Below are 21900 nucleotides of genomic sequence, written 5' to 3'. Positions count from 1 at the left end.
ACATAAAGGAATGATTCCATTGATAGAACTTCGTAATGTATCCAAAACCTACCCGAACGGCACCAAGGGCCTGAACGGGATTAATCTGACCATCAAGGGTGGCGAATTTATCGCAATTGTGGGACTCTCCGGTGCGGGTAAATCAACACTGCTGCGTTCCATCAACCGTCTGCATGACATTACGGAAGGCGATATTCTCATCGGTGGTCAATCTATCACGAAAGCCAAGGGGAGCCGGTTGCGGATGATCCGCAGGGACATCGGGATGATTTTTCAAAGCTTCAACCTTGTGAAGCGCACTTCGGTGCTGCGTAATGTGTTGGCGGGACGAGTTGGTTATCATTCTACGCTGCGCACGATCCTTGGTCGTTTCCCGAAAAACGATATCGAACTGGCTTTTCAGGCGCTGGATCGGGTAAATATTGCCGAGAAGGCCTACTCACGTGCAGACCAGCTCTCGGGCGGACAGCAACAGCGGGTGGCGATTGCCCGGGTGCTAGCGCAGGAGGCACGGGTAATTCTCGCCGATGAACCTGTAGCTTCACTGGACCCGCTCACGACGAAGCAGGTTATGGATGATCTGAAGAACATCAACGTAGAGCTAGGCATCACGACGATTGTAAATCTGCATTTTATTGATTTGGCGAGACAATACGCGACCCGAATCATCGGGCTGCGGGCCGGAGAGGTCGTATTCGACGGACCGGTGTGGGAAGCGACGGATGAGAAGTTTGCAGAAATCTATGGACGGCCTATCCAGAAGGACGAGCTGCTTGACGAGTCTGCGCTTGAGGTGCCCGTGTCATGAGTACCAATACGGAGAAACTTCGGCCGAAAGCACCGAGGAAGCTGAAGCACTATTTTACGGCGGCGATCTTGATTATTCTGCTGTGGAGAAGCGCTGTGCTGACAGATTCCAGCTTGGGAGAGCTGGTGTCGGGTCTACCCAACATGCTGGACCTGTTGAAGGAGATGTTCCCGCCGAAATGGTCCTATTTTGAAAAAATAGTGGATGCGATGCTGGAGACGATCCGGATGGCGCTGGTTGGCACCACACTAGGTGCTATTCTGGCTGTGCCGGTGGCGCTGCTTAGTGCAAGCAATATCACTGTTAGCCGCTGGCTGCATCATCCGGTCCGTCTGCTATTGAATCTGATTCGCACGATCCCTGATCTGCTGCTAGCTTCTATTTTTGTAGCCATCTTTGGTCTAGGGCCACTACCGGGGATATTCGCCTTAACGGTCTTCTCGCTCGGGTTGATTGCTAAGCTTACCTATGAGGCGCTGGAGACCATTGATCAAGGACCGCTGGAAGCCATGACTTCCGTGGGGGCGAACAAAATTCAGCGCATTGTCTTTGGTGTGATTCCACAGGTACAAGCGCATTTCATGTCTTATGTGCTGTATGCCTTTGAGATCAATGTCCGTGCAGCGGCTGTGCTTGGTTTGGTAGGAGCAGGAGGGATCGGCCACTACTATGAGGTTACACTAGGTTTTCTGGAATACAACAAGACATGCACCATCATCCTGTTCACATTGGCAGTGGTGTTGATTATTGATTATGCAAGTACAAAGCTGCGGGAGAAATTATTATGAGTAAACCATGGAGTGAGATTGTTCCCAAACCACGAAAGAACCGTTTCCGCTGGCTGATTTATGTAGCGCTGGCCGCAATTTATATTTGGGCTTTTTCAGGTGTTCCGTTTAACGGATTCAAGGAGACGGCCGGGGTGATTACGAAGGCGATCTTTAGCGGAATCTTCTCCCCGGACTGGGGATTCGTTTATTTGCCGGACGGTGAGGACCTGCTGCACGGATTGTTAGAGACACTAGCGATTTCAGTGCTAGGGACGTTTATTTCTACATTTGTTTGTATCCCGTTTGCTTTCTGGGCAGCGGTGAATATGAGCCGGGGAAAAGTAATCTCGGGTTCCGGCAAGCTGATCTTGAGCTTTGTTCGTACCTTTCCCGAGATTGTTATGGCTTTGCTGTTCATCAAGGCCGTAGGCCCGGGTTCTTTCGCCGGTGTGCTGGCTCTGGGACTGCACTCAATAGGAATGCTGGGGAAACTGTTTGCGGACGAAATCGAGAATATTGATCGTGGACCGTTGGAAGCGCTGATCTCTTCGGGTGCTAGTCGCATGCAGGTATTGTGGTTTGCGGTGTTGCCTCAGGTGCTACCCGGGTTCCTCTCTTATACATTGTATCGGTTCGAGATCAACGTCCGTTCGGCTACAATTCTTGGTGTCATCGGTGCGGGGGGAATTGGTACGCCGTTAATCTTCGCGCTTGGAGCGCGGAATTGGGACCGTGTAGGTATTATTCTGCTCGGAATTATTGTAATGATTACGGTGATAGATATTATTTCAGGTACGATTCGTAAAAAGCTAGTGTAAACATAAATAGTATACAAAACAAAACTCACACAAATTGAAATCTGTGTGAGTTTTGTTTATTTTAGTTACGGTTTTATGCAGCTTAGATTAGCCCTTTCAACACACTATTTAATGCAATAAGTGCATCAATGTAATCGAAGGTAGAGGCTGTTTGATCCTGCAGAACCTGATCTGCAAAATCACGGGCGTGCAATAATCTGTTATCGTTAAGGCCGCTGTCCAGCAATTGATTTGCAAGCGCTAGACTTTGCGTTAAAGCGGAATATACGGTTGGAACGGTCAATATCAACTCTTTATTCACGGCAGAAGATCCATGTCTCAGTTCAAGGTTTACTTTATACTGTGCAGGATTCTTGCTGCCGTTATATGCTGCCAGTATTATTCCGTCGTAAAAATTTTTCTCCAAATATACGGCCTGGTTTACAGTGCTTACTGGCTCTATTCCCAGCACTTTAATCTTCAGATTTTCTGGGAGTGGCTTCAGTGGGTCTGCAAGATAAACAGCCTCTCCAACAGACAATGTAGCTGGTACTGCATGGTCTGAAAAAGCATCCTTAACGCTGGTACTGAGCTCTGCGTAGTTGGTTTCCGACAATACTTCGACTTGCAGCAGATTGCTTTCACGGGATCCACGACTAGTCACTGACAGTGACACAGTGCTACCCGCTACTCCGAAGTCGAGATTATTCAACTCTGCAGTATTTGAACCCGGCCCGACTGGATCAGAGCTGGTTTGGCTACCTTCCAAGTAAAGCGTGACAATATCTCCTACAGAAAGTCCGCGTACCTTCAGAGTGTCGTTAGCTCCAGGGTTATTCTCCATATAGATGTCTTGATAATATGGAGTACGGCTGATAGGTCTGTTATCATAGTCTGCATCAGCTTTTGGTTTGCTATTTGTGAGCTCATTTTTATCCTCAAAAGTCAGTTCGGCGCCATTTACAGTCATGTCAAAGACGTACCAGTAACGCTCTTTTCCTTCTCCAGCAGGAATATGGTAGGTTTTCACCGGAGAAGCATTATTACCGTTGTAGATTTCCACTTTAGCATCTGATGCGGCCAAGGTGTTCGAATTGTCGGGCCCGTTGCCACTGTAATTATGAACATAGAAAGTATAGGTCCCGTCTATACGTTTTCGAATGGTGGTGGTCTCAGGGCCATAAGAGTCTACATCATCATGATCCAAATCGGCATAAAGCTGGCCGTTGTATTCATATTTTCTGTCGCTATACCAAGTGTGGAAATAGCGATTATTTGGTGTTGGTCCCACCAAGTGTGAATCTTCATCAAACGGCTGGTATCCCCAAGTTAAGACGATACGAATTTCATCAGCCGCAGGAATTTTAATAGCAGTTGCATCCTGCCCTAAATTCTTATGAGTTGTCAAGGAGACGCCAACCACATAGGTTGTTATGAATCCTTGTTTTACCAACTCACCAGTGTAAATTCCAGGAGCCAGGTTGGCAAAATAACGTCCGTTTGAATCAGTTACAACAGTACCTGTGATTTCGCCAGTCATTGATCCGAGACCTTTACGGAAATGAATGGTCATGCCAGTAACAGGCTGATCGTTAACATCTGTGATGGTTCCTTCAAAACCATAAACGGTATCCGTTACCGTACCGGGGTTCCCAGGGTTCGTAGGAGTCTCCGGGTTCCCAGGGTTCGTAGGAGTACCGGGATTCTCAGGGTTCGTAGGAGTACCGGGGTTCCCAGGGTTCGTAGGAGTCTCCGGGTGCCCAGGGTTCGTAGGAGTACCGGGATTCTCAGGGTTCGTAGGAGTACCGGGGTTCCCAGGGTTTGTAGGAGTTCCCGGATTTCCAGGGTTCGTAGGGCTCGTAGGAGTCCCTGGATTTCCATCATTCGATCCACCGCCAGGGTTTCCAGCATTGCCTCCAGATGGAGTCCCAGCATTACCACCGGATGGATTTCCTGTATTGCTTACAGGTGCACCAATGGATCCTGGACCTGTAATTCTCGGAATAGCATTTTGAATCAGTTGGTTTACACTTGTTCCACTGGCAAGGTCAATTCCTGTGTTGGAGGCGCCAGATCCTACCTGAAGGTTCTGGATTGAACCAGAAAGCAGATTAACCTGAATGGAAGTAGCGAATATATCTACGGTTTCAAACTTTCCTGCTAGTGAAACTTGTGCGCCACTTGGAATGATGTTGGAGAGATTGACGATCCCGAATCCTCCGTTAGTGCCGGCTTGTTCTAGGAATGCCCCAGACTGCAGGGTAATTTGCTGCACAGAGCCATTCCCCTCAGTAACAATACGGATGCTGCCATCTTTTTTATTTACTATAACGGTTACCAAGATAGAATCCACGATATGTATACTGTTTCTTCCGCCGCCGGTTATAGTAGTAGTGCCTTTAACTGTGACGTTCTTCAAAGATACATCACCTTTGCCGACGCCCTCCCGAATAAAGAGATCGCCATTAATGATGGTATTGTTCAGTACGATATCAGGTGCATCAATGTAGACGGAGCCGTTAATCGTATTCATTCCAGCATCAGGGCCATAGTTTCCAGCTTTGTCATAGACAACGGTCTCTTTGCTCTTCTGGAATGTCAGCGCCCGATCTAGTACTGTGACTGCTTCAGCTCTTGTCGCGTTGGCAAGTGGTCTGAAATTCTGATCACTGCCAACCATTAGCCCTGCCTCAACAACGGAGGCGATGCTTCCTTTGCTCCAGGTATGACCAACAAGCAGATCTTTAAAAGATGGAGGAACCAAAGACTCTTTTAATTCCAGTAAGGAGGCAACAATAGTAGCCATCTCTTCACGGGTAAGCGATTGGTTTGGTTTAAAAGTCTGATCCGAGTATCCCTTTATGTATCCCGCGGAGACCGCTTTGGCAACTTCTTCATAGAACCAGTCCGATGACTTGACATCTTTGAAAGAAATGGAGCCTGAGTCTTTATAGCCGAAAGACTTATTCACCAAAGCGGTGAACTCTGCGCGTGTGATCTTATGATCCGGTTTGAGTGATCCGTCTTCATAGCCTTTCAACAATCCTTGATCTTGCCATTGGTTAAGCACATTCTCAGCCCAGTGACCAGCCGTGTCTTTCTTTTTAGAAGCTGTGTCTACCGAGGCGGCAAAGATTTGACTCATTGTTCCAAAACTCATAATTAGACATAACAAGACAATAAAAGTATTTTTCTGCAATCTGTTCTTTCTACGCACTTACGCACCAGCCCTCATTTAAGTTTGTGTAGTCAAAATATATAACCTTGCGACTAATTCCCCCCTTTTCCTAATTAAAAAAGTACTAATTAATTCGACATAGTCAATCACAATTAAATCACTTCAGGTTGGAAAAAGTAACATTTTGTATAAAAATAGTATTTTTGAATCAAAGATCTTCGCATTTGCGAAAATATGGAATTTTTATAATCTATTCTATTTTTGCAGAGTATTAGAGCTTTGTTTCTTTACTTGCATCATAGAAGCAGATTGAGCATGATTAAGAAGTGGAGAGTGTAACTTTATGAAGGAGAAGTGGTAGATTTGGTTATTCGCATTTTAAATTCCAACGATGCTGAGACCTATCAGAGGCTTCGGCTAAGAGCATTAAGAGATCATCCCGAGGCCTTTTTAAGTAGCTATGAAGATGAAAAGGATATGTCGCTGGCGATGGTGCAGACAAGGCTGCAGGACGATCAGGATAGATTCACTCTGGGAGCTTTTACCGATAATGGTGAACTTGCAGGTATAGTGACTTTTATTCGGGAGAACCGAGAGAAGATCAAGCACAAAGGTCTCGTAGTAGCGGTGTATGTGAGCCCGGAAGCCCGCAAGCTTCGTCTCGGTTTTACTTTAATGCAGGAACTTATCGCCAGAGTGACGCAGCTTGAGGGTGTGGAAATTCTGAACCTGGCTGTGATGTCTGGAAATGAAGCGGCGGTAAGGCTGTATGAGTCACTGGGTTTCACTTACTATGGCAAGGAGAAAAAGGCGCTTAAGATCGGTGAAACTTACTACGACGATGAACTTATGAGCCTGGATTTAAGTGAGCGGAAGACGGTTTGAATCCGAGGCGTCAACAATATTGGTAATAATACTGCTGTCTAGAGCATATGCTGGTCTATCCGACTTGTCCCAAAGGAGTTGAAGACTTGGCTACTGCGCTTCTAGGCAGTTTTTTATCGGCAATGGCGACTGTACTCGGCGTAATTCCTATTCTGTTCGTGAAGAGGCTATCGGAGAAATGGAAGGATGTGCTGGTCGCATTCACAGCCGGAATCATGGTATCTGCTGCCACCTTTGGCTTAATGCCTCAGGCAATCCAGGAGTCGGGGATCATATCCTTAACCCTTGGACTGATCACCGGGGTGCTGCTGCTGGACTTGATCGAGAGCCATATTCCCCACATTGATGTGGAGAACAAGCCCGGCTACACCAATATGGATTCCAAGGCACTGCTCGTCATCATCGCGCTTTTTATCCACAACATCCCGGAAGGACTCAGTACTGGGTTCAGTTATGCCAGCCAGCAGGCTAGCCTTGGGCCCACGGTTGCTCTGGCTATCGGTGCACAGAACATCCCGGAAGGGCTGATTCTGGCTGTTTTTATGATGAATTCTAGGACAAGCAGGTGGAAGGCCTTAGGGATTGCCGCTTTGACTGGACTCATGGAGATGGTATCGGCGGTGATCGGTTATTTTACGGCCAGTTCGATGCAGAATGTAGTCGGCTACGGTCTTGCTTTTGCTGCGGGAGCGATGCTCTTTATTGTCTACAAGGAACTAATCCCGGAGAGCCACGGCCATGGCTACGAGCGTTCATCGACCTATTCGTTCATTATCGGCCTTCTAATCATGGTGTATATCACACAGATTTTCTAATAGGGTGGGATAAAGGATTATTGGTAAAGTCTGTCGAAAAAGAACACTTATGATGACCACATATGAAACGAGAACAATGCCGTTTTACACGTTGCTATTATTTATTATTGTCGGAATGCTTGGAGCGGGTTTTTTCGAGCCCCGTTCCTTTTTGGCGTTAGCTGCGTTTCTTTATGCTGTAACCGCGGTATATCTGGTAGGAGTTAAGAAGTTTACGTTGCTGCCGGTGCATATTTTTCTACTGATTATTATGGTTTTATATTGGCTGTCTGTAGGACATGCCGCTGACCCTGAGCAAGCCATACTGGAGGCGGTTAAAGTGTCGCTGCCGCTGCCGGTTACGCTACTGTTCACAAGCTTATCCAGTCTTCAGCGGGATCGGCTTTGGGCGGTATGGTCCTGGAGTGGTGCAGGACTTACACTTTGGGGGCTCTTCTTCGGCCTCTTTCGCGAGGGCAGGCTGGAATCCACGTTGGGCTATGCCAATGTGTACGCTGTCGTGATGGCAGCAGGATTGGCTGCTGGCTGGCATGCTTATAGGCGGTCCAGTCAGCAGAGATATTGGCTGCTGATGGCCATCCAACTGTGTGGGCTGTTGTTGTCAGGTTCAAGGGCTGTATTAATTCTTGTGGCTGCCGGAATGGCCTTTCTTTTATTTTTGAATAGAAGAAGCAAGGGGGCTGTGTGGGGAACAATTATCATGCTTGTGATTTTGCTGACCGCGATTGTCGTTGGTGTTCTTCATGGCGGTGCTGGAAGCATTCGAAGCATTGGCTGGAACGCGACAGAGTTCTCTCTGCGCCGTATCTATTGGAGTGATGGCCTTCGATTGTGGAAGGCGCATTGGCTGACTGGTACCGGCGGGGGCGGCTGGGCCGTGCTGTATCCCTCTGTCTTCGTAAAATATGTGCATCAGCAGTATTTGCAGATGGCTCTGGATACAGGCATTGCCGGAGCCTTGGCATTTATGGCCATGATCTTAACTGCGCTCCGAGCCAGCTGGCGCCGGGGACGGGAAGGCTTAAGCGGTATACTGGCAGTGGTGCTCTTCTGCGCCCATCTTGCTTTTGACATCGACCTGGCCTATCCGCTGGTCTTTGGCTTGTTTGTGATGCTACTGGCCGAAATGGAGCTTGCGGGATACAAAGGAAAAGAGATCATGCTCACCGGCCTGAAACCTACTACAGTCGTTCTGTCTTGTCTTATCGCTATTTGCACTTTTGTCTGGATGACGGCAGGATATATGTTGATCTCCAAGGGAGAAGCGGCAAGTGCCCGGAGGGAGTGGAGCCGTGCGCTGCAAAGCCTGCAATCGGCAGAGAAAATACTGCCTTGGTCGCATGAGGTACACTACCAAATGGCGGCTGCTTATTCCGGTTTGGCAAAGTCCCAAGGGGATGAGAATACGATGCAAAAAGCAGTTCAAGAGATTAGAATCGCTGCTTCGAAGGTTCCCACTAACAAGAAGTATCAGGAGATGCTGAAAAAGGTGGAGAAAAGTCAGAAATAGGAATGTATCTATACCAAATATATATTGTTATTTGTTGGAATTCATCTTATTATGGGGAAAGATTTCCAATACATAGATATCTATTTTTAGGAGGAATTATTCTGCACAAGATTATGCGAAAAATCAGCGTTTCTCTGGCAGTTGTCATGCTGCTGGCTCTGAGCGCTCCGGTATTAACATATGCGGCTAGCATTCTCAAATTAAAGTATGATGCGGCAACCGGGGAGATCTCGGGAATTATCTATTCTGATCAGAGGGATATTTCTTTGAGTCTTGATCTGGGGGGACAAGAGATTCCCGTCTCTTCTGACGTGGTGGGAGCCGTGTATCATTCCTCTTCATCCAATATCTTCTGGGCGAATGTGAATGGGCAGATCGGAACAGGACTGGCTCCCTGGAACATCAAGGTCAGGGCGGGGGATGAGAGCCTGATACCGGCCAGCGTAACGGGAAGTACCTATGACTTCAATTTCTCCCCGTTGTTTCGTGCTCCCGACATCTATCGAAATTTTCAATATGATTACTATAATGACGGTACTCATCTTTTTCTGGATTGGTCACCAGTAGACAGGGGCGGGATATTTGGCTTCTCCCATTACAATGTATACGACAATAACGAGCTTGTTTTCTCAACCCGTGACAACTCTATGTTTCCGATAACAGAACGATATGACCGGCTTCCTGTATTTCCATACCATTCCTTTCATCAATTTCAGGTAAGTGCTGTGGACTGGCTGGGTCATGAGACGGAACGGTCGGCGCCGTATATGATGAGAGCTCCGGGCTTGATGAAGGAGGCAAGGGCAGAGTATGGGGGAGCCAAACCAGGAACGAAGCTCCAGCCACTTGATAGCATCGTATCCTTCACGCCAAGCTGGGACCAACTGACAGGTGTCTCTACAGATGCATTCTATCTGGATCTGAAGTTCACGGATGCGCTTGATTACGAGTATAATGCCGTACCTTATATACTCAACTATAGTGCTATTCAAGCAAGTGATTTCGAACTGGTAAAATCGGATGGGACGGTGATCCCCGTGAGAGGATTAACGCCCAAGAATAAGACCATTAGCCTTTCTTTCCAACAGGTATTAGATAGCAGAGCAACCTATACGCTCCGTCTATCCAAGCAAGCATCGGGCGATGAGATCGCCCTACCTAAGGTGAACACAAGAAGCGCGGGTATTGATCTTTATGTGGAAACTCTGCCTGAACATGCTGTGAGCTATAGATTCGAAGCATTTATAGAAGCGTTCATCGGTACATTTCCAGAACCTCCTACAGGTTTGAGAGCTACTCCAGGAGACGGGACGCTAAGCTTGACTTGGAACAATAATACGGAGGAGGATCTGGCTGGATATCTGGTATGGCTAGATGGCAAGCTGCTTACGCAATCTCCGATTCAGAAGACCAGCTTCTTCATTGACGGATTGATCAACGGGAGGACGTATCATGTCAATGTAGCAGCTGTGAATAAGGACGGTGGTCGTTCGCTTCAGTCCTTTATCTTCCCTGTACCGAAGGTACCTGATGGAAGTGGTGGTACAGAAGGACCGGGGGGACCAGGCCCTGGAAATGGTAACGGCGGCGGTGTAACGGCCCCAGCATCTACAACCTTGGAACCGGCTTCTACTGGTCCGGCGCTGTTAGCAACGTTAGTAGATAAGGATGGGATCTCCAAGACCCTGGGTGTTGTGTTAAGAAGCGAGAATGGCAAGGTCAAAGTACCGGTTGCCGAGGATATCAAGCAGCTTCTGTTGCCAGCAAACGGAGAACTATTAATTAAGGATAACACCCTGGTCATTGAGAAAGACGATATATCACTGGCTATTCCTGGACAGGTGCTTGAACAACTAAAAACCCTGGTTTCTGCAGCGCAATTGAACACTTCAAGAATCTCAGTAGGATTCACTCCGATCGGCAGTACCGAGCTTGCCGAAGATACAGCCAGAGCAGCTTCGCAGTCTGCTAATACAGTCATCACGCCTAGTGGCGCAGCTTTCAATATTACGCTGTCGCTTATCACAGCAGATGGAAAGGAAAGTAAACTTAGTGAGTTCAGCTATCCGGTAACGTTGAAGCTCAAAGTTGCAGAAGGCAGCAATCCTAATCTCACGGGTATTTATTATCTGAATGAACTGGGCGGAATGCAATATTTGGGGGGACGGCTAAGTGATGGGTATTTGACGATTGATGTCAGTCATTTCAGCAAATACGCCGTTCTGCAATATGACAAGTCGTTCACGGATGTGCTTGCCGGCCACTGGGCTTCACCTGCGATCAAATCCATGGTTGCCCAGCATGTGGCAACAGGAACAAGCGATACCCGCTTCTCGCCTAATCAGCCAGTGACACGCGCGGAATTTGCTACCTTCATTGCCCGCAAGCTGAACTTGAAAGCTTACGGTGCATCTGACTTTACCGATGTACCTTCTACCAAATGGTATAGCGATTCCGTAGCCGCCGTAGTGGAGACGGGGATTGCAAGTGGACAGTCCGAAATACTGTTTGCACCAGAGCGCCCAATCTCACGTCAGGAGATGGTCGTTATGGTGATGAAAGCCTATGCGTATAAATATATGTTGCCTTTTAATGTAGGAGATGAAGGAATACCGTTCGCTGATCAGGCACAAATATCTACTTGGGCCAAGCCTTATGCAGCGGCTGCCCATAAACTAGAATTAGTTCAGGGCAGCGATAATAAGCTTGAGCCGAATAAGAAAGCTACTCGCGCTGAAGCGGTTATGGTAATCTCCAAGCTGTAGCCCACCGCTCACGCTCAGGCGTGAATGAATTGAATTATGCTATAAACAAGAGGATGTCCCCAAAGCTATGAGCTTTAAGGGCATCTTCTTTGGCATGATCCGCCCCAACAAAAGAATGAATGATGGCGGTTGGTGGTATGTGGGCTGTGCTTATCAGCTAAGCCCCTTCGTTATGTAAGTCTCAAAACAAAAACGGCAACTGAATCCCCGTGCAGCGTATAGCTACCCGGCTCCAGTTGCCGCTTTTTGGAACGCTTGTATGCAATTATCCGCGTAGAATGGACTCGATTTGCTCCAGCTCTTCCGCGCTAAGCTCAGGCGCGTTCAAGGAGGCTACGGCATCCTCAATTTGGCTAACTTTGCTGGCACCGATCAGGGCAGAGGTTACTCTTCCGCCGCGAAGAACCCAGGAGAGGGCAAGCTGTGACATCTTCTGGCCGCGTGCGGCAGCAAGCTCGTTCAGCTTCCGTACTTTGCCAAGAACCTCTTCGGTAATTTCATTCTCGGAGAGGAACACGCTTGGTCCGGCTGCCCGGGAATCGGCGGCAATGCCGTTCAGATAGCGATCAGTCAGAATACCCTTTTGCAGTGGCGAGAAAGCGATTGTGCCGATGCCTTCTTCGGCCAGCACATCCTGCAGTCCATCTTCAATCCAGCGCGACAACATGGAGTAGTTGGGCTGATGAATCAGACATGGAGTTCCGAGCTGACGCAGAATCTGCGAAGCCTTGCGGGTATCTTCCGCATTGTAGTTACTGATTCCCACATACAGTGCCTTGCCCTGACGGACAAGCAGATCCAGTGCAGCCATTGTTTCTTCCAGTGGTGTGTTAGGGTCTGGGCGGTGATGATAGAAAATATCTACATAATCCAGGCCCATCCGCTTAAGGCTCTGATCGAGACTGGAGACGAGATATTTCTTGGAACCCCATTCCCCATAAGGACCTGGCCACATATAATAACCTGCTTTTGTAGAGATAATCAGCTCATCACGGTAAGCGCCGAAGTCTTTGGCCAGAATCTGGCCGAAGCTCTCTTCCGCAGAACCAGCAGGCGGTCCGTAGTTGTTAGCAAGATCGAAATGGGTGATACCAAGATCGAAGGCGCGTCTGACCATGGCTCTGCCGTTCTCAAAGGCATCGATTCCACCAAAATTATGCCAAAGGCCAAGCGAAATGGCTGGAAGACGGAGACCGCTTTTACCTGTTCGGTTATATGTCATGCTGTCGTATCGGGTAGGGCTGGCATTGTACATGAATGTTCCTCCTAAATGGTTTATGAAGCTTGATCTACTTGAGATCCTTCGTAATAAATCGACTCCGAAAAGCATAGATCACGGTGCGATTAGACGCAGGGTTTTACAGAAAATCTACGCTTTTTTCGGGTTTGGACTACGTTCTTATTGTAGCGAAAGGAGTCGCCTAAACGTATGTCAGAAAGGAAGGGAATTATAGTACAATGTCCGTTTTGGCATGACGGAGCCGGAAATCCTTCGGGGAACAACCCTTCACCTTCTTGAACATACGGGAAAAGAGCAGCGGGTCCTGGTAGCCGACCGACCTTGAGATTTCACCTATGCTGCAGGGTGTTTCTGTTAGCAACTCGCAGGCTTTGGCGATTCGAAAATGCAGCAGATATTGCTGCGGCGGTAGTCCGACGGTGCGCTTGAAGAGTGCCGATAAATATTTGCGGTCCAGCTTTAAGGCAGAGGACATCATCTCCACGGTAATTGTCTCACAGTAATGCGAATGAAGAAAATGCAAGCATTGCTCCACATAGGCACTCTTTTGCCGTAGCACGGGTAAGTTGACCGGAGACGCCGGTACGGTCCGCAGCAGCAGAGAAAAGAACTCATACATAATCGCTTTTAAAGACAGATCTAAGCAATCTGCTGCCTCCGCCGTGGAGGTCAACTGCGCATACAGGTTCGGCATCAACTGATCATCCATCGGAAATACAGGGCAACCTGGAGATAAAGATGTTTTGGACAGAATAGACTCCATCTGCTCACCGGTAAAACCGATCCAGGAATAGGACCAGGGGTCATCTTGATCAGCGGCATAATAAGTCACAATATGAGGATAGGTCAGGAAGGCTTGCCCGGCGCCAAGGGTGTGGCTGCATCCGCCTACCTCGACCACACCGGTGCCTCCATGTATAAAATGAATTTTGTAATGATCTCGCACACCGGGACCGACGGTATGTCCGGGAACGCATTGTTCCCGTCCCCAGTAGTGAAGGTGCAGATCGGGATTGCTCCGAAAGGGACGCTCCGGATTATAGTTATAGATAGCCATGGCTGCTTCAGCCTCTTTTCTGCGAAAGAATAGTTCTGATTCAAGAACAGCACCCTCATTATACCCCAATTCCTGAGCAGATGGATTGTGTACATCCTTGGTGGAATGAACAGGCATTCGTTTATCTGCTGAAAGTTTGGTTAATTAAGCTATGAAGCAGGGCAAACTAATGACAACCAACAACAGGAGGGTACCGTTATGGATAAAAGAATTGTGGGTGTTTTTACAGCCGAACATGAGGCTTCCGCAGCGATTGAGGAATTAAAACGACATGGTTTTCGGACAGATGATATCTCCGTCATTGCCCGTAATCCAGAGGATGCCCATACGATCCTTGAAGGGACAGGAACCAGGGCACCAGGGGGGATGGCTTCAGGTGCAGCAACCGGAGGCGTGCTTGGTGGCGTGACAGGACTGTTGATCGGCATCGGTGCGTTGGCTATTCCCGGCATTGGACCGATTATTGCAGCAGGACCCATCGCGGCAACATTAGCGGGGGCAGCTGTGGGTGCCGGTACCGGCGGTCTGGTTGGGGGCCTGATCGGCCTTGGCATTCCGGAGGATGAGGCTGAGAGCTATGACCGATATGTAGGCTCGGGACATATTCTGGTGATGGTAGATGCGGGAGGACAGCAGGAAGAGGAGGTCCGCCGTATTTTAGGACAGCATCATGCTGTGAATGCCAATTATTCGGATAGGGAGATTACGGAGGGCTTACCCGAAGTCCAGCGGTTGGATCTCAAGAAAGCTACGGATGATTCCGTACAAAATAACATAGATGCTGCTTTCGACGGTTCTGGTCTGGAGGGCAAGAACGATACAGAGCTGGACACCAGGAACGCATCTTCCTCAGACAAGCTCCCACAAGACCGGGCGGCGCAGGACATCGACCGGCCAGGAACGACTGGATCCGTGGAAGAATCGGACGCACTTGCAGCAGCCGACCAGAAGGATGCCAGATCCTTGGCCTACTCAACAGGCACGATGGATGCTATGGACACGCTCCCAAACGAACACGGAGGTAAAGGTACTGTAGGCGAACAGATCCGTGAGGAGCGACGGCGGGAGGCGGAGGAGAAGAACATTGGTGAAAAGGAAGGCTGACAGCAGTCCGTTGGCCTTCGTACACTCCAGCCCCACACCCATCCAACCCAGCGTCAACAATGAAAAGGCGACCTGTGCCCAGATCCAATATCCTGCATACAGGTATTAGATCCGGGACAGATCGCCTTAATTTGTTTTATCTGCGAGTCTTGCTTGAAGTAAAGGAATTAGAACATGCTCAATGTCACTTTTCGGTCTCTGTTGCTGAGTGTCATGTTAACTTTTGTCGCGGCGCTGAATTCCCGCAAGGGAATCATCAACTCGTTGCCTTTCATTTTAGGTACGGAGCCGGAAAAAGGCAGCGGAATGTCGTTGACCATGAGCAACCCCTTCGTTTCGGCATTCTCCGACTCTTTGCCACCCCGTTTCATTCTGGCAATCAAGTGCTCCGGTGTTTCTCCCGCCTTGGAAGCGTCCAAACGGTAGCCGATTCGGTCAAATTTAGTATTGATGCCTTTTCCGATCGTGAAGAAAAGGTTAATGCCCTGTGACTTTGCCACTTCAAGGGCAGTCAGGCTGTATTTTCCGTAGGGGAAGCACAGGATGTTACGGGTATTGCCGAGCTCGGTCTGCAGTTGGTTATCCGCGTGCCGCAAATCTGCATCGATTCTGTTTCGGTATTCCTGCACGGTTTCTACCCGATTTTCTTTGGGCAGATATTGCAAATGCGCCAGCGCAGGCTTCTGATCGCCTTCCCTGTTAACAGTGATCATATGATGCGCATCGTAGGTGTGGTTGTAGAAGCTCATGCCGGACTTTTTCATCTCCCGCATTTGATCCCATGTTAGCTTGGGCAAGCCTGGCACATGGCCGTCAACCGCGCCGACGATGACAAAGTTAGTCGCTGTATCCCCAAATTCCTTCAGGATCGGGTAGGCATAAGTGTAAAAGGATTCGTATCCGTCATCAAACGTCAGCAGTACCGCGTTATCTGGTACCTTGCCACCCTTGAGCATGAAATCGGCATATTGATCCATAGTGATAATGTGGAAATTATTCTTTTTTAACAATTCAAGTTGAGTTCTAAACTCGGTCGTGGATATGGATGAGGCCCCCTTCTGTACCTCTGGAGAAATGGCATGGTACATCAGCGTAAGCACTTTGTCGCGGTAATAGATCCCTTTACTAGTTGGAGTCGATTCTTGCGGCAGTGGGTCCCATGAGATTTTCAAGCCCAGACTATTCTCCAGAAAAGACGCGGGAACGAATAATTCACCGTGGCTAAGCTGAAATTTAGGTGGTGGACTTACCTTGCCCTCCACTTCAAATTTGTACTGTATCGGAAAAAACATTCGGTACAAGAAGACAAGCAGGACGGCGCTGATTACGGTGAGTGTCACAAGCTTAACTTTACTCCATTTCATAGATGAATCCTCCTTGGCAACAAATAAATAGTAGAAAATTTCTGATTCCGTCCAAACGTTCTGACCGTATTCAGCAAAAAAAGGATGGCCCTGCCGTTCCCGGCATTTGGACCATCCCCAATTTAACATATCTCGCTTAAAATTCTGTGAAAAAAAAGTCATTTTTCTGAAAGTGTAAGCTATATTTTTTTTGGTAACGCTGGTATACGCTTAGTTTTGAAAATCATCTGCTTCAGGGCCTTTCCATTAATAAGAATGGTCCCCAAGATAATGGTTATGATGCCTAGAAGAGTTACCCAGTTGATCGTTTCATTGTAGAAAAGAACCCCCACCCCTACAGCGATAGGTGGTGAAACGTACAGCCAGGTCGACGGGAAGACCGGATTGGTCTTGGCAACAAGCCAGTAGAACAGGGTATGACCCACCATGGAGCCGATCACAATAAGATACAGCACTGATCCGGCTACAGGGAAGGACAACAGCCAATCTGGTTGTACATTCTCTGTAAAGAACGAGAGAATAAAAATGAACGCTCCGCCGTACATCATCTGAGCGGCATTGAGGGCGATCGGCGAGACTTCGGGCATGCTGGTGATTACTTTTTTGGAATAAATCGCTCCAGCCGCATAGCAGAGCTCTCCGATCAGAATAACAATACAGCCTATAGTCCATAAAGGAGACACATCGACGGTAAGGTTCGGCAGAACCAGTAACAGAACACCGGTGAATCCGATGAGACAGCCGTACAAGGAGAGCGCGGGGGCCTTTTGCCGCATAACGACAGTCTGCATGAGCAGAATCATAATCGGGCCGGTTGCCGACAGCACCGCAGCCAGTCCTGAAGATACATATTGTTCCGCCCAATAAAGGGCAGCGAAGGTTCCAAAGGTCAGTGCGGCTCCGGTAAGCAGCATTTCCTTGCGCAGTAGCAGCGAGAAGCTGGCTTTGCGTTTCCAGACCATCCACAGGAATAGAATGACACCGGCCAGGAAAAAACGCAATCCTGCGGAGAAGAAAGGCGGCGCTCCGGCATCCACGCCGATTTTAATGGCCAGAAAGGTCGTGGCGAAGATCAGACAAACAAGAGTATAAGCTAAAAGAATCATGTTCAGTTTCCCCTTTGGAAATATTGTGGAGTCGTGCTTGAAGTATCCGTTAATCATATAAGGAGGAGAACAGAACAGATTGATATAGATAGAACAGATGTTTACGGAGATAATGTACAATACGATATAAGGAATGACGGAAAGTGCGGAAAAATAGAAAGTACGGAAGAATGGAAAGGAGGATTGTGTCGGATGAATACAGTGAGGGGAACGGAGCAGGCGCAGCCTTTGTTCCGTCAGGTCTATGAGTATGCCCTGAATCGTATGGAGCGGGGAGAGTGGAAATTCCATGACAAGCTGCCGTCCATCCGGCTGCTGGCAGAGGAATTGGGAGTACACCGACTGACAGTGTTCAAGGCTTACCGCCAATTAACCGAGGAGGGTAAGGTGTATGTCAAGGATAAGTCGGGTTATTATGTATCCCAGGGCAACGGGCAAATGCTGGTCCAAGGTTTTGACGAAGGAAGCGGGGTCTCTTCGTATCTGCACAGCAATCCCATGTATGACATCCAGCGCGTTCCTGCGAAATATCAGTTCTCCTTGGCGCTCATTGATCCGGGGCTGCTGCCTAATCTTTTCTTATCTGACTATGTGAAAAGAGTGTTCGACATGTACCCCAAGGTGATGGGGACTTATGCTAGCGTACAGGGTGACGAAGAACTGAGGGAAACGCTTAGTGGGCATTTTCGGAAGCAGCAGCATTTGCAACTGTCATCTGGCGAGCTCTTGATAACCTCTGGGGCCCAGCAGGCGATCAATCTGATTGCCCGGATGATGCTCGGACCTATGGATTCGGTGTTGATAGAACGACCTACATACAGCGTAGCCATGGATATTTTTCGCCGGGCAGGTGCACGGCTGGTTCCGGTGGAGATTACTCCGAATGGGTATGATCTGGATGAGGTTGAGGCCTTGATGGCCAAGCATAAGCCTCGCATGTTTTACATGAATCCGACGCATCATAATCCCACAGGTTATACGGTGCCTGTACGGCAGCGTAAGCTGCTGGTGGAGCTCGCGGAACGCTACCGCTGCCTGCTGGTAGAGGATGATCCGTTTCGGGATATGTATTTTGAAGAAGAGCCACCGCCGCCTATTTTTGCCTACGATACTGAGGGTTGGGTCGTCTATATTGGCAGTTTCAGCAAATACGTTGCGCCCGGTCTGCGAATATGCGCTGTCGCCTGCCGGTATCCGCTGATGGAACGGCTGATCATGATCAAATCGCTTGAAGATAACGGCACGCCGCTATTAAACCAGAAGATTTTCCTGCATTACTATACTTCGCCCCGGCTGCAGCAGCATCTCGGCAAGCTGCGGATCGCGCTTCAGGTGCAAAAGGAAATTATGGAACAGGAACTGTCCCAAAGTGGTTGGCAATGGGAGACTCCCGGTGGCGGGCTGACGCTCTGGGTAAAGCTGCCGGATGGAACGCCGGTGGATGCCCTTCTTCGCAAAAGTCTGGAGCATTCCCTATCTTTTGTGCCCGGATCGGTTTTCGATCCGCTTGGCGAGATGAGATCATGGCTGCGGCTCTGCTACTCTTTTGTAAGCGAACCGCTGCTGCGTGAGGGCATGCAGAAGCTGACGGCCTTGGCGCGAAAATTATAATGCGGGGGTAAACTGTAGAAATAGAAGGAAAACCTCCTGCTAACATGTGCTTACGGCCCTAGATAGGGTAGGTAGCATTAGCAGGAGGTTTTTCAGTTTGCCATTAAACCATCATTTTCTTAAGACTGTGAATATAGCGTGATTTCACGATGAGGAAGAACACACTTTGCAGAACGAGATAGGCGGCAAAGGTGACGAGGACGGGCTCAACTACATTAACGATCCCCATCTGACCGAGAATTGGACTGATCACGACTAGGCTTTGAATGGCCGAGATGAAGATAGGGATATAGAACAGGATAGCAATCTGCTTGGTTGCAACTGCAGACATCTCTCCGGTACTTAGCCCAATTTTGGACAGCGCGCGGTACATGCGGATATCTGCGGCCAGCTCACTGTGCAGTTTGAAATACAGGAAACTTGCGGATGCGACCGAGAAGATTAGTGCTACAAAGATGCTGACGAAGCTGACCATGGCTGTGCTTTGCTTCAATAATAGATAGTTTTCCCCACGAGCCACTAGGTAGGAAGTCAACTTCCCACTGCTTTTGTCCCGATTTGCGGCTTCACTCTGGTACAGCTTCGCCCCAATCATAGCTTCCTGACTGCTTGCTGTAGGCAGAGATCCTTTATCCCATGCCGGAACTTTGTAGAGATACTCTATATAAGGTGTAATTTCCCTTCCAACCTTGGCTGATTTGGCGGCCCGAATCGTTTCTAGCGTGGATTCTGGGATGATCACAATAGGAGTGCTTTTATTAAGGAAATCCGCTTGGTCTGAAATAATGATCTTTTTAACTGCGAGCGTCTCTGCCGGATGATCTTCCATAGTGATTCCGCCCTTGCGGATATAATCAGAGGCGATGTTGTCCGTACTGGCGAGCAGAGCAGCCTCATTGGGACCCAGGCTATTAATAGCCGGGAAACCGAGCACCCCTACAAGCTCCTTATATTGGGTCAAACCCAGCAAATAAAGTGTTTTGGGTCTATTGCCGTTTTCGCGAGAATTAGCCAACGTGGCGTACAGCGTATCGATTCTCGTCTCTGAATACGCAACGCCTGCCGCTTTTAGCTCGCGATGAATTTCACTCCGGTCAGGTTCGGAGGAAGCCGCCTCGTAGAAGGTCTTGGTCACGGCAAAAGGATTGCCGAAATACATCTCTCTGCCAGCCTGGTTGATCGACAGAACGACGCCCGCGCCCATGCTGGCGAGTGCGGTAACCACTGTAATCAGGAAGAGCATCCGCGAATTATCGCGCAGCTTGTAGCTCATCTCTGAGACCCAGAGCAGACGTGTGCCGCGCCAAGTTGATTTCCTGCTGCGCTGGAGCAGGCGCATGAACAGTACGGACAGCTGTGAGTAGAAAAAATACGTTCCAGCGATTCCCGTTACGGCGGCAAGAATAATGGTTACGGGGTTCAGTCCTATGCGCAACGCGAAAAATCCGGTCGTAAGCAGTGCGGCGCCAAACAGAGATAACAAAATGGAGGCTTTAGGCGGTTTTTTAGGTTTTGCGTTGCCTTGCAGCAGCTCGAGCACTCTATTTTTACGAATAAACAGCAGGGTGAAGATCGAGATCACCAGGAACAAAGCGACAAAGGAAGCCGCTGTGAACAGCATTGGCTTGAGAGGCAGATAGAACGGAAGCGCATCAATGCCGATGATTTTGGTGCTGAGGAGCAGAAAGAACTTGGAGAGCAGCATGCCGCCTCCAATTCCGGTGACAATCGCGAGCAGACCAATCAGCATATTTTCCAGAAAGACCAGCTTGTTGATCTGCCCTGGACGTGCGCCCAGAATAGTCAGAAGCCCGAATTCCAGATTCCGCGATTTAAGGAACGTTCCAATGGAGTACATGACGAAGAAAAAGGCGAACACATATACAATAGCCGCTGCCACCTTCATACTGATTGCTGCACTAGGTCCCATGGAATTATTGGCTACATCGGGATGATAAATAAAGACGGTATATGCAAAAAAGACCATGACCATAAAGGCGCTACTCAGAAAATAAGCGATGTACGCCCTGGCGTTGCGCCGGACATTATTAAACGCGAATTGAGGAAAGTTCATGGCTATTCCCTCCCCAGAATGAAAGTGTATCGATGATCTTCTGGAAGAACGCCTGCCGGTTATCCCCGCGATGAATCTCGGCTGCGAGCTTTCCGTCCTTGATAAAGACAATCCGGTTGCAATAGCTTGCTGCCAGCGGATCATGGGTCACGAGCATCAAGGTGGCGCCGTCCTTGCGGTTGATCTCTTCCAGTGACTCCATCACGATTCGGGAGGAATTGGAATCCAGTGCTCCGGTTGGCTCGTCGGCCAGAATAATTGCGGGCGAGGTGATGATGGCGCGGGCGATGGCCGTCCGTTGCCGTTGTCCACCGGAAATTTCATAGGTGCGCTTGTTCAGGATGCCCGTAATATTAAGCTGTCCAGCCACCTTGCGCAGCAATGCTTCCATTTCACTAAGTTTACGGTTATCCAGGGTTAACGGCAGCACGATATTTTCCGCTACGGTCAACGTTTCCAGCAGGTTAAAGTCCTGAAAGACGAAGCCGAGCTGTCTGCGGCGAAAATGGGCGAGCTCCTTCTTATTCATCCGATAGGGATTGCTGCCATTGATGTTCACTTCGCCCGAAGTAGGCTGGTCAATGGTGGAGACCATGTTTAGTAGGGTGGTTTTGCCACTGCCGGATGGGCCCATAATGCCAACAAACTCACCGCTTTCGATGCTGAGATGAATATCGGTTAGCGCTTGGGTGAGCACTTTACCGGGATATACTTTGTTAAGTGCTTTAACTTCCAATACGTTCATGACGTTTCATTCCTTTCCTGTCTCAAGCGTTAATGTCGCCCTTGCCGCTTCAAGGGGCAAGAGGCATGACT

At 48.8% G+C, this 21900-nt stretch carries 16 protein-coding genes; 9 read left to right on the top strand and 7 right to left on the bottom strand.

The annotated features are described in order from the left end of the window. Positions 1 to 19 precede the first annotated feature (19 nt). Genes phnC through phnE (ACFVRY_RS23660) form a run of 3 tightly spaced genes read left to right on the top strand, consistent with a single transcriptional unit; the run spans position 20 to position 2396 of the window. Positions 20 to 808, top strand: coding sequence for a phosphonate ABC transporter ATP-binding protein (phnC, locus tag ACFVRY_RS23670; protein WP_387502924.1), 789 nt, complete (start codon positions 20 to 22; stop codon positions 806 to 808). Further along, positions 805 to 1596 (top strand): phosphonate ABC transporter, permease protein PhnE, encoded by a 792-nt coding sequence (gene phnE / locus ACFVRY_RS23665; RefSeq protein ID WP_066377459.1) that lies wholly within the window; start codon positions 805 to 807, stop codon positions 1594 to 1596. The genes phnC and phnE (ACFVRY_RS23665) overlap by 4 nt, the downstream gene beginning before the upstream one ends. Further along, positions 1593 to 2396, top strand: coding sequence for a phosphonate ABC transporter, permease protein PhnE (gene phnE, locus ACFVRY_RS23660; protein ID WP_387502758.1), 804 nt, complete (start codon positions 1593 to 1595; stop codon positions 2394 to 2396). The genes phnE (ACFVRY_RS23665) and phnE (ACFVRY_RS23660) overlap by 4 nt, the downstream gene beginning before the upstream one ends. Before the next feature lie 82 nt (positions 2397 to 2478). Here the strand turns inward: phnE (ACFVRY_RS23660) and ACFVRY_RS23655 are convergent, their stop codons facing one another. After that, positions 2479 to 5535, bottom strand: a complete 3057-nt coding sequence (locus ACFVRY_RS23655; protein WP_387502757.1) for an S-layer homology domain-containing protein — start codon at positions 5533 to 5535, stop codon at positions 2479 to 2481. A gap of 381 nt (positions 5536 to 5916) precedes the next feature. Between ACFVRY_RS23655 and ACFVRY_RS23650 the strand changes: the two genes are divergently transcribed. The 4 genes from ACFVRY_RS23650 (at position 5917) to ACFVRY_RS23635 (ending at position 11528) form a co-directional block, all read left to right on the top strand. Beyond that, entirely contained in the window at positions 5917 to 6438 is a 522-nt protein-coding gene (locus ACFVRY_RS23650) for a GNAT family N-acetyltransferase (RefSeq protein ID WP_387502756.1), read from the top strand. Between the two features lie 86 nt (positions 6439 to 6524). After that, entirely contained in the window at positions 6525 to 7253 is a 729-nt protein-coding gene (locus tag ACFVRY_RS23645) for a ZIP family metal transporter (protein ID WP_387502755.1), read from the top strand. A gap of 49 nt (positions 7254 to 7302) precedes the next feature. Continuing rightward, positions 7303 to 8763: an O-antigen ligase family protein gene (locus ACFVRY_RS23640; protein ID WP_387502754.1), complete on the top strand. Its 1461-nt coding sequence runs from the start codon at positions 7303 to 7305 to the stop codon at positions 8761 to 8763. A 113-nt stretch (positions 8764 to 8876) separates the two neighbouring features. Then, the gene (locus tag ACFVRY_RS23635) at positions 8877 to 11528 is read left to right on the top strand and encodes an S-layer homology domain-containing protein (protein ID WP_387502753.1); all 2652 of its coding nucleotides are present in this window, start codon (positions 8877 to 8879) and stop codon (positions 11526 to 11528) included. Positions 11529 to 11793: 265 nt separating this feature from the next. On the opposite strand, the gene mgrA is transcribed toward ACFVRY_RS23635, so the two are convergent. Together mgrA and ACFVRY_RS23625 are read right to left on the bottom strand one after the other, a co-directional pair. Then, positions 11794 to 12783, bottom strand: coding sequence for an L-glyceraldehyde 3-phosphate reductase (gene mgrA, locus ACFVRY_RS23630; RefSeq protein WP_387502752.1), 990 nt, complete (start codon positions 12781 to 12783; stop codon positions 11794 to 11796). Positions 12784 to 12976: 193 nt separating this feature from the next. Further along, positions 12977 to 13942: an AraC family transcriptional regulator gene (locus ACFVRY_RS23625; protein WP_387502751.1), complete on the bottom strand. Its 966-nt coding sequence runs from the start codon at positions 13940 to 13942 to the stop codon at positions 12977 to 12979. 81 nt (positions 13943 to 14023) lie between these two features. Between ACFVRY_RS23625 and ACFVRY_RS23620 the strand changes: the two genes are divergently transcribed. Beyond that, positions 14024 to 14929 carry a general stress protein gene (locus ACFVRY_RS23620; RefSeq protein WP_387502750.1) on the top strand — a complete coding sequence of 302 codons (906 nt, stop codon included), beginning with the start codon at positions 14024 to 14026 and terminating at the stop codon, positions 14927 to 14929. Between the two features lie 167 nt (positions 14930 to 15096). On the opposite strand, the gene ACFVRY_RS23615 is transcribed toward ACFVRY_RS23620, so the two are convergent. After that, entirely contained in the window at positions 15097 to 16293 is a 1197-nt protein-coding gene (locus ACFVRY_RS23615) for a polysaccharide deacetylase family protein (protein ID WP_387502749.1), read from the bottom strand. 179 nt (positions 16294 to 16472) lie between these two features. After that, positions 16473 to 17399 (bottom strand): DMT family transporter, encoded by a 927-nt coding sequence (locus ACFVRY_RS23610; protein WP_387502748.1) that lies wholly within the window; start codon positions 17397 to 17399, stop codon positions 16473 to 16475. Positions 17400 to 17591: 192 nt separating this feature from the next. Here ACFVRY_RS23610 and ACFVRY_RS23605 point away from each other — a divergent pair, with 192 nt between their 5' ends. Next, positions 17592 to 19010 (top strand): aminotransferase-like domain-containing protein, encoded by a 1419-nt coding sequence (locus tag ACFVRY_RS23605; RefSeq protein WP_387502747.1) that lies wholly within the window; start codon positions 17592 to 17594, stop codon positions 19008 to 19010. Between the two features lie 103 nt (positions 19011 to 19113). Here the strand turns inward: ACFVRY_RS23605 and ACFVRY_RS23600 are convergent, their stop codons facing one another. Continuing rightward, positions 19114 to 21084: an FtsX-like permease family protein gene (locus ACFVRY_RS23600; protein ID WP_387502746.1), complete on the bottom strand. Its 1971-nt coding sequence runs from the start codon at positions 21082 to 21084 to the stop codon at positions 19114 to 19116. Then, entirely contained in the window at positions 21059 to 21829 is a 771-nt protein-coding gene (locus ACFVRY_RS23595; RefSeq protein ID WP_066377491.1) for an ABC transporter ATP-binding protein, read from the bottom strand. Before ACFVRY_RS23595 ends, ACFVRY_RS23600 begins: the two co-directional genes overlap by 26 nt. Between the last annotated feature and the right edge of the window lie 71 nt (positions 21830 to 21900).

This window comes from Paenibacillus sp. NPDC057934 (assembly GCF_042887565.1).
Taxonomy (GTDB): domain Bacteria; phylum Bacillota; class Bacilli; order Paenibacillales; family Paenibacillaceae; genus Paenibacillus_AQ.
The sequence above is the reverse complement of the archived record's forward strand: the minus strand, read 5'-3'. Positions and strand labels throughout refer to the sequence as shown.